Source organism: Cryobacterium sp. RTC2.1 (assembly GCF_035018685.1).
Classification (GTDB): Bacteria; Actinomycetota; Actinomycetes; order Actinomycetales; family Microbacteriaceae; genus Cryobacterium; species Cryobacterium glucosi.
This window is the reverse complement of sequence record NZ_JASJXJ010000084.1, coordinates 1-16,448: the sequence shown is the minus strand read 5'-3', so window position 1 is coordinate 16,448 and position 16,448 is coordinate 1. Positions and strand designations below refer to the sequence as shown.

General features: G+C 68.9%; 15 protein-coding genes. 10 read left to right on the top strand and 5 right to left on the bottom strand.

The features are described 5' to 3' along the window. Positions 1-72 precede the first annotated feature (72 nt). Positions 73-756: a DUF4129 domain-containing protein gene (locus tag QN357_RS11545; RefSeq protein WP_134560572.1), complete on the bottom strand. Its 684-nt coding sequence runs from the start codon at positions 754-756 to the stop codon at positions 73-75. Further along, positions 753-1,904, bottom strand: a complete 1,152-nt coding sequence (locus tag QN357_RS11540; RefSeq protein ID WP_322189483.1) for a hypothetical protein — start codon at positions 1,902-1,904, stop codon at positions 753-755. The genes QN357_RS11545 and QN357_RS11540 overlap by 4 nt, the downstream gene beginning before the upstream one ends. Positions 1,905-2,039: 135 nt before the next feature. Here QN357_RS11540 and mtrA point away from each other — a divergent pair, with 135 nt between their 5' ends. The 6 genes from mtrA to secA all read left to right on the top strand — a co-directional run bounded on the left by mtrA (position 2,040) and on the right by secA (position 10,813). Then, a complete protein-coding gene (mtrA, locus tag QN357_RS11535) occupies positions 2,040-2,720 on the top strand; it encodes an MtrAB system response regulator MtrA (protein WP_134449752.1) in 681 nt (226 codons plus the stop codon). A 7-nt stretch (positions 2,721-2,727) separates the two neighbouring features. Then, entirely contained in the window at positions 2,728-4,437 is a 1,710-nt protein-coding gene (gene mtrB, locus QN357_RS11530; protein WP_134449753.1) for an MtrAB system histidine kinase MtrB, read from the top strand. Next, positions 4,430-6,178 (top strand): LpqB family beta-propeller domain-containing protein, encoded by a 1,749-nt coding sequence (locus QN357_RS11525; protein WP_322189484.1) that lies wholly within the window; start codon positions 4,430-4,432, stop codon positions 6,176-6,178. Before mtrB ends, QN357_RS11525 begins: the two co-directional genes overlap by 8 nt. A gap of 97 nt (positions 6,179-6,275) precedes the next feature. Further along, the gene (locus tag QN357_RS11520; protein ID WP_322189485.1) at positions 6,276-7,010 is read left to right on the top strand and encodes a ComF family protein; all 735 of its coding nucleotides are present in this window, start codon (positions 6,276-6,278) and stop codon (positions 7,008-7,010) included. 99 nt (positions 7,011-7,109) lie between these two features. Beyond that, entirely contained in the window at positions 7,110-7,817 is a 708-nt protein-coding gene (hpf, locus tag QN357_RS11515) for a ribosome hibernation-promoting factor, HPF/YfiA family (protein WP_134449756.1), read from the top strand. 173 nt (positions 7,818-7,990) lie between these two features. Beyond that, positions 7,991-10,813 (top strand): preprotein translocase subunit SecA, encoded by a 2,823-nt coding sequence (gene secA / locus QN357_RS11510; protein WP_134449757.1) that lies wholly within the window; start codon positions 7,991-7,993, stop codon positions 10,811-10,813. Between the two features lie 26 nt (positions 10,814-10,839). On the opposite strand, the gene QN357_RS11505 is transcribed toward secA, so the two are convergent. Further along, on the bottom strand, positions 10,840-12,366 hold the full coding sequence (locus QN357_RS11505; RefSeq protein WP_134449758.1) for an MFS transporter: 1,527 nt from the start codon (positions 12,364-12,366) through the stop codon (positions 10,840-10,842). Positions 12,367-12,470: 104 nt separating this feature from the next. Here QN357_RS11505 and QN357_RS11500 point away from each other — a divergent pair, with 104 nt between their 5' ends. Beyond that, positions 12,471-13,163, top strand: a complete 693-nt coding sequence (locus QN357_RS11500) for a TetR/AcrR family transcriptional regulator (protein ID WP_134449759.1) — start codon at positions 12,471-12,473, stop codon at positions 13,161-13,163. Here the strand turns inward: QN357_RS11500 and QN357_RS11495 are convergent. After that, positions 13,150-13,587 carry an Rv3235 family protein gene (locus QN357_RS11495; protein ID WP_322189486.1) on the bottom strand — a complete coding sequence of 146 codons (438 nt, stop codon included), beginning with the start codon at positions 13,585-13,587 and terminating at the stop codon, positions 13,150-13,152. The two genes, QN357_RS11500 and QN357_RS11495, sit on opposite strands and share 14 nt — an antisense overlap. A gap of 131 nt (positions 13,588-13,718) precedes the next feature. Between QN357_RS11495 and QN357_RS11490 the strand changes: the two genes are divergently transcribed. After that, the gene (locus QN357_RS11490; RefSeq protein ID WP_134449760.1) at positions 13,719-14,360 is read left to right on the top strand and encodes a hypothetical protein; all 642 of its coding nucleotides are present in this window, start codon (positions 13,719-13,721) and stop codon (positions 14,358-14,360) included. A gap of 15 nt (positions 14,361-14,375) precedes the next feature. On the opposite strand, the gene QN357_RS11485 is transcribed toward QN357_RS11490, so the two are convergent. Beyond that, positions 14,376-14,678, bottom strand: coding sequence for a helix-turn-helix domain-containing protein (locus QN357_RS11485; protein ID WP_134449761.1), 303 nt, complete (start codon positions 14,676-14,678; stop codon positions 14,376-14,378). 145 nt (positions 14,679-14,823) lie between these two features. Here QN357_RS11485 and QN357_RS11480 point away from each other — a divergent pair, with 145 nt between their 5' ends. Continuing rightward, positions 14,824-15,459: a hypothetical protein gene (locus QN357_RS11480; RefSeq protein WP_322189487.1), complete on the top strand. Its 636-nt coding sequence runs from the start codon at positions 14,824-14,826 to the stop codon at positions 15,457-15,459. A gap of 2 nt (positions 15,460-15,461) precedes the next feature. Further along, positions 15,462-16,448: regulator (locus QN357_RS11475; protein ID WP_323504911.1), on the top strand; the 987-nt coding region annotated here is incomplete at its 3' end.

Here is a 16,448-nt window from a genome sequence, read left to right as displayed (position 1 = left end):
ACTCTCGCGAGCGCCGTGCGGCGGCGCGCAGGGTCGGGGTCGTCGCTACGGCATCGGCGCCCGCGAGAGTGGTCACCGCATTGCCGTCGGGGCCGGGTCTTCGCGGGTCGTCGGCGTCCGCGTGCGCAGGGCGCTTTCGAGCGCGGCGAGGGACAGGAAGCCGGACTCGGTGCCCTCGGCGTTGAGGTAGCGCACGCCGTCGAAGAGGTCAGCCGCCGTCCGGAGGCTGACCCGCTCCTCCGGGAACGCCGTTGCCGCCCGGTCGGCGAAGTTGTGCGCGGTCGTGCCGGGCGTGATGAAGAGCACCGTGCGTTCGATGAGCGACCGTGCCAGGGCCCGGAACATCTCGCTGATCGCGAGGTTCCAGTCCTTGTGCGATGCTGCCGACAGCGCCGCCCGGCGCAACTCGTCTGAGGACCGGGCGTCGTTCCTGCCGAACATCTCGTGCTGCAGGGCGCTGCGCCTGTTCCACCGAGGCAACCCGAAGACGAGCACGGCGACCACGACGACGGCGACGACGACAAGCGTCACGACGAGCGGGACCCAGGGTCCGAGGCCCGCGCCAGACGGCACGCCCAGTGAAGCGAACCAGTCGAAGAAGGCCTTGCTGACCAGGTCGAACCAGGTCGGCCGCGCGGCCTGGTACGGCGGCTTGGCGAGCTCGTCCCGCAACCAGGCCGTGGCCGTCGGGGCATCGGGATCGACAGGGATGCCCCCCAGGAACGGACCAGACCACGTGCCCCCCGCACCGGTCATGACTGCGGGGCCGCCGGCATCCGCCCGGCAGGGATCAGGTACGGGTCGGCAGCGTCGTTGCCGGGGGAAGACTCGACGAAGCGCTGCAGGTCGAGGTCGAGGCCTTCCTTGCGCATCCGCAGGTCGATGTAGATCAGCGCTGTCGTGCCGGACTGGACCACCGCGGCGACGGCCCCGAGTACGAGGCTCAGGAGAATGGTCAGCACGTACAGCACGATCACGGGGATCCAGGAGTCGATGGCGCCGGTCGGGTCGATGAGGGAGACCGCGACGCCGCCGAGCAGCGACAGCGGTGTCGAGACGATCTGCGAGACGATGTTCACAATCGCGGCGACAAGGAACTGCACTCCGAGCGTGCGCCAGAAATAGCCCCTCGTGAGCGACCACGATCGGGCGATGGCCGCCCCGATGCCGAGGCGTTCGAGCACGATCAGGCTCGGGACGAGGGACGTCTTCGTGGCCAGCCAGGCCGAGAGCGCGAGGATGCCGAGTGCGCCGAGGATGCCGAAGACGATCCCGAAGACGACGCCGGCTCCTCCGAGCAACACGAACACGACGACGACCCCAGCGACGATGGCCAGGCCGAGGAGAAGGGCTCCGCTGAGGATCGCGGACCAGAGTGCGAGCGGCCAGAGGCGTCGGCCGGCCGCCCGCCAGAGCTGGCCGAGCCGGAGCTTCTGGCCGAGCATGGCACGGGAGACCTCGACGACGATGACGCCCTGGAGTATCGCGGAGGCGATCACGGAGAGGAGGATCGGCACGATCGCCGACAACACGATGGTGAGGTTGGCGCCGGCCTGGACCGCGTCCCTGTCCGCGAGCGGGGCGCTGTCGACCCTGCCGAGGGCGAGCACCGTCACCGGGCCGACGATCAGCAGGGTGACCAGGAGGATCGCGCCCTGCACGAGGAGTGCGCTTCCGAACGTGGCCTTGGGATTGCGCCGCAGCACCTGGAAGGGCGCCCAGAGCAGGGAGCCGAAACCGAGCGGCCGCAACGGGAGGAGGCCGGGGCGCGGCGGCGGGGTCCACGCGGGAGGAGGACCCCAGGCCTGGGGTGCACCGGACGCCGGCGGCGGCGCGTATTCGCCGTAGCGCGGTCGATCGTACGCGTCACCTGTCGGTGCGTGCCAGTTCTGCGGGTCCGTCACGAGACCTATGCTGGCATACTCGGCATCGAAACGGGCGCGACGGGCAATGCCAGCCCCCCTCGACTACTCTGGTGTCAGTGATTGCATGACTCACCGGGAGTATTCCCTCCGGTGACCTAAGCAGAAAACGGTTGGATGAACGCACGCATTTTGGTCGTCGACGACGACACCGCGCTGGCGGAAATGATCGGCATTGTCTTGCAGGGTGAAGGTTTCGACCCGCACTTCTGCGAAGACGGCTCACTCGCGCTCGACGCATTCCGGACGATCAAACCCGATCTGGTTCTGCTCGACCTGATGCTGCCCGGCCTCGACGGCATCGAGGTGTGCACCCTGATCCGCGCCGAATCGGGAACGCCCATCATCATGCTCACCGCTCGCACCGATACGACGGATGTGGTCAAGGGCCTCGAATCCGGCGCGGACGACTACATGGTCAAACCGTTCAACCCGAAGGAACTCGTCGCCAGGATCCGCACGCGGCTGCGGCCGGTGTCAACGGATTCTCCCGCGAACCTCTCGATCGGCGACCTCACCGTCGACGCCGCCGGGCACGAGGTGCGCCGCGGCGACCGGCAGATCGGCCTGACCCCACTCGAATTCGACCTCCTCCTCACCCTCGCGTCCCGTCCCCAGCAGGTGTTCACCCGGGAGATGCTGCTCGAGCAGGTGTGGGGCTACCACTACAAGGCCGACACCCGGCTCGTGAACGTGCACGTGCAACGCCTCCGCGCCAAGGTCGAGGACGATCCGGACAACCCCCGCATCGTGATGACGGTCCGCGGTGTCGGGTACCGGGCCGGCGCGGCCATCTAGGCTCCGCATGGCCGAACCGACCGGGTTTGCCCGAACATGGCGCAGGGGGTGGCGGGACTGGCGCGACTGGAGATCCTGGCGTGCCCGCCTGCTTCGCACCTGGCGGTCCTCCCTGCAGTTCCGCACCGTGACCATCACGGTCGTGCTGTCCGGCATCGCCATCGTCATGGTCGGCGTGTATGTCTCGGTGAGCGTCGGCAACGATCTCTTCCAGTCCCGGCTCAGCCAGGTCGAGCTCGACTCGAACCGGGCGACGAGCGCGGCCCAGGGGATCCTGGATTCCTCGGACGCGGCCGACCGGGTCCAGGTGCAGAGCCTGCTTGCCTCGGCGCGGAGCGCCATTTCCGCGGCGTCCTCGAGCCGGCTTGTCGCCGTGTTCCGGGTTCCCGGCCAGGACCCGTCGACGTCCGTGCCCCAGGACTTCTCGACATTCGGCGACTCGACCGAGGTCATCTCGCCCGAGCTGCGCACCGCCGTCCAGGGCTCGCCGGGCACCCAGTTCTGGCAGTCGGTGGCCCTGGCGACGGATGACGACGGCCAGGTCGCCGGGATCGTCGTCGGTTCGCAGATCACCGTCCCCGTCGCCGGCCGGTACGAGCTCTACATCGGCTACAACCTCGGCGAGGCGGAAACGACACTGCAGTTCGTGCAGCGAACCCTCGGCATCGCCGGGCTCCTGCTCATCATCCTGATCGGTGCGGTGACCTGGATCGTGGTCCGCTTCGTGGTGACGCCGATCCGGGTCGCGGCCGAGACCAGCCAGCGGCTGGCCTCCGGGGACCTCGGTGTGCGGCTGCCCGTCAAGGGCGACGACGTCATCACGACCCTCGCCCGGTCGTTCAATGGGATGGCGGACAGCCTGCAGAGCCAGATCAAGGAGCTCGCCGACCTCTCCGAGGTGCAGCAGCGCTTCGTCTCCGACGTGTCGCATGAGCTGCGCACCCCACTGACGACGATCCGGCTGGCCGGCGACATGCTCTACGACCAGCGGGCCGCCTTCCCCCCTGCGACGGGTCGTACTGCGGAACTCCTGCACACCCAGGTCGAGCGATTCGAACTCCTGCTCGCGGACCTGCTCGAGATCAGCAAATACGACGCCGGGTCGGTCGAACTCGAGGCCGAGCCGACGAACCTCGTGCACCTCGCCGCAGATGCCGTCGAGGGCCTGCGGTCGCTCGCCGAATCCAAGGGCACCCGGCTCAACCTCGTCGCCCCGGGAGGACACCTCGACGCGGAGGTCGATCCCCGTCGCATCCGCCGGATCATGCACAACCTGATCGGCAACGCGATCGAGCACGGCGAGGGCAAGCCCGTCATCGTCTCGGTCGACAGCAACGAGTCCGCCGTTGCCCTCTCGGTGCGCGACTACGGCCTCGGCATGAGCCAGGTCGACGTCAACCACGTCTTCGACCGGTTCTGGCGGGCAGACCCCTCCCGCAAGCGCACCATCGGCGGCACGGGCCTCGGCCTCTCGATCTCACTCGAGGACGCGACCGTGCACCGCGGCTGGCTCCAGGTCTGGTCGAGCCCCGGGAAGGGCTCGTGCTTCCGGCTGACCCTGCCCCGGACCGCGCGCGGCGAGATCACGAGCTCGCCGAGCCCGCTGCCGCCGGAGGACGCCGGGTCCGACGGAACCCTGCCGCGCCTCACGGTCGGCGAGGTCGGCCGGGCCGGGGTCAAGGGCGCCCAACACGGTGAGGGAGCGATCCATGACTGACCGGAGCGACGGCATCCGCCGTGCAATCCATGCGACCCGGGAAACCCGTGGAGGCGGACCCTGGCGCGCAGGGGGCACGCTGGCAGCCCTCCTCGTGCTCGCGGTCCTGCTCAGCGGATGCTCGGGGATTCCCCGGAGCGGCAGCGTGCGCACCGGGCAGGCGGTCGCAGCCGGGGACAACCCCGCACCCGTCTTCCTGCCGTCGCACCCGCAGGCCGATGCCAGCCAGGAAAGCATCCTGCGCGGTTTCATCGACGCCCAGACCAGCCCGGAGAACGACTACGCGATCGCCCGCGAATTCCTCGCCCCCGGTTTCAGCGGCGCCTGGGCGGCGGATGCCGGGGTGACGGTCGACGACGGGACGGCGCGCACCATCATCCCCGTCGACGGCCAGACCATGCAGTTCTCGGTGAATCCCATCGCCGACGTCGACGGGATCGGTGAATACCACGAGGTCGAGTCTCCCTCGCCCGTCGTGCTGCGCTACCAGTTCCAGAAGGTCGGTGACCAGTGGCGGATCAGCGCTGCGCCGAACGGCACCGTCGTCGACCAGACCACGTTCAGCGACGTGTTCAGCTCCCAGGCGCTCTACTTCTTCGATTCGAGCTTCGCGTTCCTGGTGCCAGACCTGCGCTGGTTCCCGCGCGGGGGCGCCACCCTGACCAAGATCGTCAACGGAGTGCTGCACGGGCCGAGCCCGTGGCTGGGCGGGGCCGTTGTCAGCGCGTTCCCCGATGGAACCAAGCTCACCGCGGATGCCGTGCAGGTCGTCTCGCGGGACGCGAAGGTCGACCTCAACGGCGAAGCCCTGAACGCAGACAGGGTCACCCTGCAGCGGATGCGGGCGCAGCTCACAAACAGCCTCCCCACGGGCATCACCGTCACGATCTCGATCAACCAGAACTCCCAGGACATCGGGGACCTCGGCGCCAACGCCCCGATCGTCAACCCGCGGGTGGACGCCCGGGCGCTCGTGCTCCGTCAGGGCGCCTTCGGGTTCCTGTCCGCAGCAGGGAAGACGGTCACCCCGATCCCCGGGCTCTCCGACCAGGTCGTCGCGCTCGGCCCGACGGCGGTCACCCTCTCACCGGGGCAGACCGTCGCGGCGGCGCGGGCCGCGACAGGGGTCTCCTCCGTCCGGGTCGGCGAGGTCGCGAAGCTGCTCGATCCGCGGCCCGGCCTCATCGCGCCGGCCGTAGACAACTTCGGCTACGTCTGGTCCGTGCCCTCGAACCGTCCCGGTGAGCTGTTCGTCTACAGCCCGAACGGGGATGCGACGGCCGTGCCGACCTCCTGGCCGGAGGCCTCCGGAATCGTGGCGTTGCGGGTGTCCCGGGACGGTACCCGGCTGATCGCGCTGCTCACCTCTGGAACGGAGACCCGCTTCGTGGTCGTCTCGATCAAGCGGGACAAGTCCGTTCCTGTCGCCCTCGGAGACGAAGTCCAGCTCCAGTCCGTCCCGGGCATCCCCCTCGACGCCACCTGGATCGACGAGCTCACGGTCGCCTACCTCGTCGCGCTCCCGAGCGGAGAGGACCGCATCGTGACCCAGCAGCTCGGCGGCGTCAGTTCCAGCATCGAGTCAGCGCCGGGCAGTGCGACGATCACGGGAAGCAACACCCTGAGGGACGTGCGCGCACTCGCCACAACGGGCGGCCTGATGATGCAGCGCGGAGTCGGCTGGCAGGAGCGCATCGACGACGTGACTCTCGTGGCCACCCAGCAGGGAATCGGCGGGTAGGCGCGGGCCTGTCCTCCACAGCGCCGGCGCACGACCGCGCGCGCACCGCCGTGCGCTCGCGATCATGCGCTCGCGTCAGGTCGGGCAGTCTGGCGGCATGACCGGGACCGGTGCGGCACGAACGGCACGAACGGCACGGGAGGCGTGGCGGGCCGTCCTGGACGCGTGGGCCGTTCTCCTGCCCACGGCGTGCAGCGGTTGCGGGGCGCCGGACCGCGCCCTCTGCGTGGCCTGCCGCGCCCTCCTGGTGCCTGCCGTGCGCGTGACCGAGCGCGGCGGCCTGCGGGTCTGGGCGGGGCTCGACTATGCCGGCGTTCCGCGACGCGTGATCGCGAGTTTCAAGGACGGCGGGCGAACGGATGCCGCCGCCGCGCTCGCTCCTGCGCTCCTGGCCGCGGTCGTGGCCGCGCTCGCCGCAGTGGAGTCCGGCGGACCAGTGGAGTCCCGCGGCGCTGCGGAGACCGGCATCCGCCTGGTCACGATTCCCTCGTCGCGACGGGCCTGGCGGGCGCGCGGTTTCCTCCCGGTCGAGCTGCTGCTCCGCCGGGCCGGACTCGCACCGCACCGGGTCCTCACCGGCCGGGAGACCGCCGACCAGGTCGGGCTCGACCGTGCCGCCAGGTCCAGGAACCGGGACGGTTCGCTGCGCGCCCTTCGTTCCCTGACCGGGGTGCGCTGCCTGCTCGTCGATGACATCGTGACGACGGGCGCCACCGTTCTCGAAGCCCGCCGCGCCATCCTCGCCGCCGGGGGAGAGGTCGTGGGCGTGGCCGCCCTCGCGGAAACCCGGAGACGCCTACCGGTCACACATCGTTCATCAGAAACCGATTGACAAATTGCGGTGACTTCTCCCGCCGGCAGGGCTACGGTGGAGCTAAAGGCGCGCACCAATCGCCCGGGACCGGGCGGTTCGCCAGATCTGGAGGTCGTCATGGAAACTAACATCGTCGGACGAAACCTGGGGATCACTGATCGTTTCCGGTCATATGCGTCGGAAAAGGCTGAGAAGATCGCCGGCCTTGCCGACAAGGCCCTCGCCCTCGAAGTCAAGCTCAGCCGGAACCGCGAAAAGGGTTCAGCCACCGGCAATGACAGGGTCGAGCTGACCCTGATCGGGAAGGGTCCCATCGTCCGCGCTGAAGCGGACGGTTCGGACAAGTATGCAGCCTTCGACGTGGCACTCGGACGGCTCCTCGAGCGCGTGCGCCGCGCCAAGGACCGCCAGAAGCTGCACCGTGGCGGAGCGCACCGCCCCACCTCGCTGCACGACGCGGCATCCGTTGACTTCAGCGTCGTCGACATCAAGCCGGCCGACGCCGAAACCCTCGACGAGGTGCGCACCGGAGTCATCCGGGTGATCCGCCCCACCGAGTCGGAGGCGGCCGCCGCGGCCACCGCCGCCGAGGAGGAAGCGGACGAGGTGTACACGCCGGTCGTCATCCGCCGCAAGGTCTTCTCCGCCGCCCCGATGACCGTCGACGACGCCCTGTACTTCATGGAACTCGTCGGGCACGACTTCTACCTGTTCCAGGACTCCGAGACGAACCGGCCGAGTGTGGTCTACCGCCGCAAGGGCTGGGACTACGGCGTCATCGAACTGGCCGAGAACAGCGAGGAGTTGCGGGTCGCCGCCGAGTAAGGCGTCCGGTAGGCCGTCGAGTGCACTCCCTGACCAACTAGCATTGTTATAGTTGCCGCACACCGGCGCACAACAGTGCCGGCGTGGTTCAATCCGTCGCGTGAGCAGCCAGACCCTGGTTCATCTCACCGAGACGACAGGCGTAACGGCGCCGTGACTAGTGGAGTGCATTCGTGGCCTCAATCCTTGAAAAGGTTCTTCGTGTTGGTGAAGGACGCGTCCTGCGTCGTCTCGAGCAGTATGCGAAAGCCATCAATGCGCTGGAAGAAGACTTCAGCCAGCTCACCGACGAGGAGCTGAAGAACGAAACCGTCGTGCTGCGGGAACGCTACTCGAACGGCGAGTCGCTCGACGACTTGCTGCCAGAGGCGTTCGCCGCCGTACGCGAGGCCTCGACCCGCACCCTGGGCTTGCGGCACTTCGACGTGCAGCTCATGGGCGGGGCGGCCCTGCACCTCGGCAACATCGCCGAGATGAAGACCGGTGAGGGCAAGACGCTCGTCGCGACGACCGCGGCGTACCTCAACGCCATCACAAGCCGCGGTGTGCACATCATCACCGTGAACGACTACCTCGCGAGCTACCAGAGCGAGCTGATGGGCCGCGTGTTCCGTGCCCTCGGCATGACCACCGGGTGCATCCTCTCCGGCCAGACCCCCGCGCAGCGCCATGACCAGTACCTCGCGGACATCACCTACGGCACGAACAATGAGTTCGGCTTCGACTACCTGCGCGACAACATGGCGTGGCAGGCAGCCGACATGGTCCAGCGCGGCCACTACTACGCGATCGTCGACGAGGTCGACTCGATCCTGATCGACGAGGCCCGCACCCCGCTGATCATCTCCGGCCCGGCATCTGGCGAGGCGAACCGCTGGTTCACCGAGTTCGCGAGCCTGACCAAGCGGCTCGTTCCCGAGGTCGACTTCGAGGTCGACGAGAAGAAGCGCACCGTCGGCGTGCTCGAACCCGGCATCGAAAAGGTCGAGGACTACCTCGGCATCGACAACCTCTACGAATCGGCGAACACCCCGCTGATCTCGTTCCTGAACAACGCGATCAAGGCGAACGCCCTGTTCAAGAAGGACAAGGACTACGTCGTGATGAACGGCGAGGTTCTCATCGTCGACGAGCACACCGGTCGCATCCTGATGGGCCGACGGTACAACGAGGGCATTCACCAGGCCATCGAGGCCAAGGAGGGTGTCGCGGTCAAGGCCGAGAACCAGACCCTCGCGACAGTCACCCTGCAGAACTACTTCCGGCTCTACACGAAGCTGTCCGGCATGACCGGAACCGCCGAGACCGAGGCAGCCGAGTTCATGAGCACATACAAGCTCGGCGTGGTCTCGATCCCCACCAACAAGCCGATGAAGCGCATCGACCAGTCCGACCTCGTCTACAAGAACGAGGAGGCCAAGTTCGGCCAGGTCGTCGAGGACATCGTCGGCAGGCACGAGAAGGGCCAGCCCGTCCTCGTCGGAACGACGAGCGTCGAGAAGAGCGAATACCTCTCCCGCCTGCTCGCCAAGCGCGGGGTCCGCCACGAGGTTCTCAACGCGAAGAACCACGCGCGGGAAGCCGCGATCGTCGCCCAGGCCGGTCGCCTCGGCTCCGTCACGGTCGCCACGAACATGGCCGGTCGTGGAACCGACGTCATGCTCGGTGGCAACGCCGAGTTCCTCGCCGTCGCCGAGATGAACGCGAAGGGCCTCAGCCCCATCGAGACGCCCGAAGAATACGAGACCGAGTGGGACGACGTCTTCGCCGCGGTCAAGGCGAAGGTTTCCGAGGAGGCCGAGAAGGTAGTCGAGGCCGGCGGTCTCTACGTTCTCGGCACAGAGCGCCACGAATCGCGCCGCATCGACAACCAGCTCCGCGGACGCAGCGGACGCCAGGGCGACCCGGGAGAGAGCCGCTTCTACCTGTCCCTGACCGACGACCTGATGCGCCTCTTCAACGCGGGAGCCGCCGAGAGCCTGATGAGCCGCCAGGGTGTGCCCGATGACATGGCGATCGAATCCAAGGTCGTGAGCCGCGCCATCCGCTCTGCCCAGTCGCAGGTCGAGGGCCGCAACGCCGAGATTCGCAAGAACGTGCTCAAGTACGACGACGTGCTCAACCGCCAGCGCGAAGCGATCTACGGCGACCGCCGTCACATCCTCGAGGGTGACGACCTCCACGAGCGCACCCAGCGCTTCCTGGAAGACGTGATCGACGAGGTTCTCAGCGTGCACACCGGTGAGGGCAACGGCGACGACTGGGACTTCGACGCGCTGTGGACCGAGCTCAGAACCCTCTATCCCGTCGGCATCACCATCGACGAGGTCATCTCCGAGGCAGGCAACCGGGGCAGGATCAACCGCGACTTCATGCGCAGGGAGATCCTCTCCGACGCTCGGGTCGCCTACCAGAAGCGCGAGGCGAGCCTCGGCTCCCCGGCCATGCGCGAACTCGAGCGCCGCGTCGTGCTCTCCGTGATCGACCGCCGCTGGCGCGAGCACCTCTACGAGATGGACTACCTCAAGGACGGCATCGGCCTCCGTGCGATGGCCCAGCGTGACCCGCTCGTCGAGTACCAGCGTGAGGGTTTCGCCATGTTCCAGCAGATGATGGGCCAGATCCGCGAGGAGACCGTCGGCTTCCTGTTCAACCTCGAGGTCGAGGTCAACCAGGCGCCAGATCCCGTCGCCGCGCCCGTCGTCGTCGCCAAGGGCCTCACCCCCGGTGAGGATTCCGGTGCCGACAAGCTCAGCTACACCGCACCGAGCGATTCCGGCGGAGTCGAGGTGCGCAACCAGCGCGGCCAGATCCAGCAGGCCGCGACCGACCGTGCCCGCCGGGCCGAGACGGACGCGAACGCAGGAGATGCCCCTGCGGAGGAGTCAGCGGCTCCCGCTGGTCCTCCCCGTCGCGGCGCCTTCGGCCAGCGCGACTCCGGGACGCCGGCCGTTCCGGTGAACCGCGCCGAGCGTCGGGCCCAGGGCAAGAAGTAGCACCGCCCGTCGTGTGCGACCCGTGCCTAGTGCACCGGAAGCGGCACTTCGGTGGGCGCTGCCGCGGGGGTGCCGTGCGGGTTCGAGAGCGACACGCCATGGCCCATCCGCCGGAAGAGCAGCGCCGCGAGGACCGCGCCGACGGCGAAGAAGCCGGCGCCCCACCAGTATGCGACCGCGTAGCTGTGGATTGCGGCATCCGCGGCCACCGCAGCGGTGAGCGGGGTGTTCGCGGCCAGGAAGTTCGTCGCGGCGGTCGCGGCGAGCGTGTTGAGAAGAGCGGTGCCGATCGACCCGCCGACCTGCTGGCTCGTGTTCACCATCGCGGAGGCGACCCCGGCGAACTGCCGGTCGACGCCGAGCGTCGCCGTCTGCATCGAGGCGGGCATGATCGAGCCCATCGCGAAGCCGAGGATCATCAGGGGCGGCAGTATGTCGGCGGCATAGGTGCTGCCCAGGTCGAGATGGGTCAGGTAGATCATCCCGAGGGCTCCGAGCGTCATGCCGAACGGCACCATGATCTTCGGGCCGAACCGGGGCACGAAGATGTTCGTCGACAACTGGGCCGCGACGACGAGCATGGCGATCATCGGCAGGAACGACAGTCCGGTCTGGACCGGGGTGTAGCCCAGTGAGACCTGCAGGTAGTACGTGACGAACAGGAAGATGCCGAACATGCCTGCGCCGGCGATCAGCACCGAGAGGTACGCGGCACCGCGGTTGCGGTCGAGCACGATCACGAGCGGCAGAAGCGGATGCGCGGCACGGCGCTGCCACAGCACGAACGCGACGAGCAGCACGACGGCCCCCGCGAGCATGCCCCAGGTCAGCGGTGAGTCCCAGCCGTCGGTCTCGGCGTTGGAGAAGCCGTAGACGAGGCCGAAGAGGGCTCCGGAGACCAGGATCGTGCCGGGAATGTCGAGCTTCGGGCGCGGGCCGGTGCGCTCGAGGTGGTCGACGAAGACGATCGCACCGATCACCCCGATCACGGCGATGGGGATGTTGATGTAGAGGTTCCAGCGCCAGTCGAGGTTCTGGGTGAGGAAGCCGCCGAGGAGCAGTCCGACGGCGCCGCCGGCACCGGCGATCGCTCCGAAGATCCCGAAGGCACGGGCGCGTTCCTTCGGAATGGTGAACGTCGTCGTGAGAACGGCGAGGGCGGTCGGGGCGAGGAGGGCGCCGAACGCGCCCTGCAGGGCCCGGGCGCCGACGAGCAGCCCGAAGGTGCCTGCCGCACCGCCGAGTGCCGAGGCGGCTGCGAAGCCGATCAGTCCGATGATGAAGGTGCGCTTCCGGCCGATCAGGTCGGACAGGCGTCCGCCGAGCAGGAGGAGGCTCGCGAACGCGAGGGAATACGCGGTGATGATCCACTGGCGGTCTCCGTTGGAGAAGCCGAGGTCGGTCTGCGCGGAGGGCAGGGCGATGTTGACCACGGTCGAGTCGAGTACGACCATGAGCTGGGCGAGGGCGACGGTGCTGAGGGTCCACCAGCGCCGGGAATGCGGCACGGGCGTGCTCGTTAGAGTGGACGAAGTGGCGGAAGTCTTTGGCATGAAGGCGACTATATACGATACTGTGGAGTTCCGGATCTTAACAGTTCCTGAATTTACCTCCGGGTAACATTCGATCAGAAGACTTCGATCAGAAAGTGGTGAGTGTGGCGACGACGCAGCTCGATCCCGCCGAGGAGACGGAGCCCGTCAAGCTCGGACGCAGACGGGACCACACCCGCGACCCCGACATCCTCGCCGCTGCCGTCGACGTGCTCGCCGAATGCGGGTATGAGGGCATGACCATCGACATGGTCGCGGCCCGGGCCAAAGCGGGCAAGGCCACCCTCTACCGGCGATGGCCCTCGAAGGGCGAACTTGTCATCGACGCGGTCGCGTGCATGAAGAACGGTGACCTGAACCTGTCCCAACTCCCGGACACGGGCACGCTGCGCGGGGACCTGATCGCCATGATCAAGCCGCACTCGATCGAGGACGGCGAGAAGAAGCTCCGGGTCATCGCCGGCCTGATGTCCCTCCTCGCCCACTCGCCCGAGCTCGCCGAAACCGCCCGCGTCTCCGTCGTCGAACCCCGGGTGACCGCGCATCGCTTCCTGTTGCGCCGGGCCGTCGAGCGCGGCGAGATCTCGTCGCGCTGCGACATCGACAACCTGTCGACAGTGACCACGGCCATGGCCTCCATGCGGATCCTGTTCGAGCGCAAGACCATCGACAGGGAATTCCTGATCTCCTTGATCGACGGGGTGATCCTTCCCGCGGTGGGCCTGGGTGCCGGTCCGGCGGCCGGCGCGGACCCGGAGTCGCGAGCTGCAGGGGATACTGCCGTCACAGCACGTTGACCGCGCTGGCCCGCCAGCGGTTGTCGAGGCCCTCGAGGCGCAACGCCACCGCGCGCACCCGCACCTTGCTGTGCACGATGACGACGGCTTCGACCACCCCGTCCCTCGGTTCCGTGATGGTGACCCTGCCGATGGAGATCGTGGGCCGTTGCGCCCGGAGCCCTTTGACCGCCCGCGCCCGGTTGGAGAGGACGACCCGTTTCAGCAGGTGCCGGTAGACGTCGTCGCTCACCCAGCGCGCGAGCTGGTCGAGTTCGCGGGCCCCGGAGAGCACCTCGATCACGCACCGGGTGAGGTTGATGAGCAGCGGCTCCGGATCCGGCAGTTGCCCGCGGGAACTCGGCTGCTGCCCGAAGTAATCTTCCTCGGCGAACCGCTCCGCTCGGGCGCTCGCCTGCTCACTCTTGCCGACTGAATCGCTCATGACTCCTCCGGGGGTTCCGGGTGCTGAGGTGCAGGTTCGCTACTCAACCAGCGGATGCCCGCGGTGTCGAGCGCTTATATGTCCTGTGGATAACCCGGCTGGCCGGTTCGCGGCGAGTTAGCGTCGTGTGTGTGCGCTGGGACAACCTGTTCGACGACCTCGAGGGACAGCTCGAACACGAGCTGAACGCCGAGGACCTCGAGCTGCGCGCGGAAGAGGAACGGCTCCGGCTCGGCCGGTTATCGCTGCGGCACCGGCTGATGGGCCTGGGCGCCGGTTCGGGCCCGCGCGCGGGCGGCGGTGTCGTGCGGCTGGTGCTCACCTCCGGGGTCACGCTGGCCATCCGCCCGACGACGTTCGGGCGGGACTGGCTCGCCGCCGAGATCCTCGACACGCCAACGGCGTCGGCAGGGACGGCCCCGCCCGGTGTCCCCGCCCGGGGCGCTCCGCAGTGCGTCGTTCCGATCGCGGCGATCGCCGGGGTGATCCTGCAGTCTGCGGAGGTGCGTGCCTCCCTCGCCGCGCCCGCGGAACCCGGGTCGGGGGTCGTCGACCGCATCGGGTTCGCCTTCGTGCTCCGCGACCTGGCCAGGCGGCGCAGGTTCGTCGAGGTGCACACGCCGGGTGGTCTCCTCAGTGGAACGATCGACCGGGTCGGTCGCGACCACATCGACCTCGCGATGCACGACCGCGGGGTGCCGCGCCGCAGCTCCGAGGTGAGGCAATACCGGATCATTCCCCTCGCCGGGATCCAGCTGCTGTGCCTGCCCTGACCGCGCCGGCCGGGTTCAGTCGGGCGGCCGGATGATCGTGCCGCCGGAGAGCTCGGGGATGTTCGCGTAGTCGGACTGCTCCCACAGCGACAGCCGCCTGGCCTCTTCGTACTTGGCCTCGATGTACGACTCGAGCACGACCCGCTCCACGCGCCAGTGCTGCATCCGCTCGGGCGCGGACGGGCCGATCCGGATGGCAGGAAGCTCGCCCGTGTGCACAAGCTCGCTCACCTCTGCCGCGGTCAGGGCGAGTATGTCGGCGGTGTCCGCGAGGGTGAGGAAGCGGCCCAGCCCACGATAGGCGTCGGGAGCGTTCATGCTTCGATTATCGGGGGTTCCCGCGGTGTCCCGCCGGGAAAACGACAGCCTGTGGATAACTTTCCCGCCGTGGGCCGGGAACGGCGACGATAGAGACCACTGATCAGGCGGGCGGCAGCTGCCCTCGCCGAGGAGAGGGGCGACCATGGTCTCGAGGCCGAATCGGGCACGACGCCCGGGAGCCTGGTTCGACCCGCGCCTGCTCATCGGCCTGGTGTTCGTGCTCGGTGCGGTCGGCGGCGTCTCTGCGGTCGTCGCAGGCAGCGACCGCACGACCGCCGTCTACGCCGCCCGTGGCGCCCTCATCGTCGGCGACCGGGTGACGGCCGCCGACCTCGAGCTCAGCCAGGTCCGCCTGGACGGCGCGCTCCCGCTCTACGTGACCCCCGAGCGGATGCCCGCGGACGGCCTGGTCCTGGCCAGGACCGTCGCAGCAGGCGAGCTGATCCCGGTGTCCGCGGTCGGCGCATCCGCTGAGGCGGGCGTGACGACGGTCGTCGTCGAACCGACGGACGCCCTCGCGCAGGCGGTCGCGCCTGGCGCTGTTGTCGACGTGTGGTCGTCGCCGCAGACCGAGCGGGGTGCGTTCGGGCCGCCTGCCGTGCTCGTCGGGCAGGCCGGGGTGGTGCGCGTGCTTGAACCGGGCGGGCTTTCGGTGGGAGCCGGCCGCCGCTCGGTCGAGCTCCGGGTGCCCAGGGAGGCCGTCGCCGCCGTACTCACTGCGATCGCCAACGGAGCGGCGATCGCGGTCGTTCCGGCCAACCAGCCCCTCGGAGGTTGACCATGGCCCGGCTGCTGCTCGCGCTCGACCGTTCGACGGAAGACCGCCTCCTCGCGGATATCGTGCAGTACGGGCACTCCGTCCTCGCCCGGCTGTCGGGGGGAGCGGAACTGCTCGCGGTCCTGGACCGCACAGAGGCCGACGTCGCGCTCGTGAGCGCGGGACGGGCGACGCTGAGTGCCGCCGTGATCCGGGCGTGCGACGAGCACGGTGTGCGCGTGATCGCCCTCGCCGCGACCGACCAGGACCGCAGGAACGCGGCGGGACTCGGCCTCCTCGACGTGATCGACGCGACAGCGGAATGGGCGGGCATCGAGGCGGTGATCGAGGCCGGCGTGGTGATCCCGTTGCGGGTCGCCGAGCGGGAGGCCACGCGCACAGTGTCCGCTCGTGGCACCGTGATCGCGGTCTGGGGGCCCTCCGGCGCGCCGGGCCGCACGACGCTCGCGATCAACATCGCCGCCGAGGTCGCGGCGGCGGGCCACACCGTGGCGCTCGTCGACGTCGACAGCTACGGAGGCGGGATCGCGCCGGCCCTCGGGATGCTCGACGAATCGCCCGGTTTCGCCGCGGCCTGCCGCCTCGCAGGGACCGACAGCCTCACCCGGCCGGAACTCGAACGCATCGCGCAGCGCTACACCTCGCCGCGCGGCGCGTTCTGGGTGCTCACGGGCATCGGGCGCCCCTCGCGCTGGCCGGAGCTGTCGGGCGAGCGCGTCTCGAAGACCATCGAGGTGCTGCGGAAGTGGGCCGACTACGTCGTCCTCGACACCGGCTTCAGCCTCGAAAGCGACGAGGAGATCTCGAGCGACCTGTTCGCGCCGCGGCGGAACGCTGCGACGCTGACCGCGCTCCGGTCAGCGGACCACGTCGTCGCGTGCGGGCTTGCCGACCCCGTCGGGCTTGCCCGCTTCCTGCGGTCGTGGGCCGAGCTCGCCGAGGCGGTCTCGACGGACAGGGTCAGCGTCGTGATGAACCGGGTGCGGCCG

What these genes read in the sequence shown, in the direction of transcription:
- hpf (WP_134449756.1), top strand. Translation starts at nt 7,110, where the DNA reads ATGGAAACTAACATCGTCGGACGAAACCTGGGGATCACTGATCGTTTC.
- QN357_RS11480 (WP_322189487.1), top strand. Translation starts at nt 14,824, where the DNA reads ATGGTCTCGAGGCCGAATCGGGCACGACGCCCGGGAGCCTGGTTCGAC.
- QN357_RS11545 (WP_134560572.1), bottom strand. Translation starts at nt 756, where the DNA reads ATGACCGGTGCGGGGGGCACGTGGTCTGGTCCGTTCCTGGGGGGCATC.
- mtrB (WP_134449753.1), top strand. Translation starts at nt 2,728, where the DNA reads ATGGCCGAACCGACCGGGTTTGCCCGAACATGGCGCAGGGGGTGGCGG.
- QN357_RS11525 (WP_322189484.1), top strand. Translation starts at nt 4,430, where the DNA reads ATGACTGACCGGAGCGACGGCATCCGCCGTGCAATCCATGCGACCCGG.
- QN357_RS11485 (WP_134449761.1), bottom strand. Translation starts at nt 14,678, where the DNA reads ATGAACGCTCCCGACGCCTATCGTGGGCTGGGCCGCTTCCTCACCCTC.
- QN357_RS11495 (WP_322189486.1), bottom strand. Translation starts at nt 13,587, where the DNA reads ATGAGCGATTCAGTCGGCAAGAGTGAGCAGGCGAGCGCCCGAGCGGAG.
- QN357_RS11505 (WP_134449758.1), bottom strand. Translation starts at nt 12,366, where the DNA reads ATGCCAAAGACTTCCGCCACTTCGTCCACTCTAACGAGCACGCCCGTG.
- QN357_RS11520 (WP_322189485.1), top strand. Translation starts at nt 6,276, where the DNA reads ATGACCGGGACCGGTGCGGCACGAACGGCACGAACGGCACGGGAGGCG.
- mtrA (WP_134449752.1), top strand. Translation starts at nt 2,040, where the DNA reads ATGAACGCACGCATTTTGGTCGTCGACGACGACACCGCGCTGGCGGAA.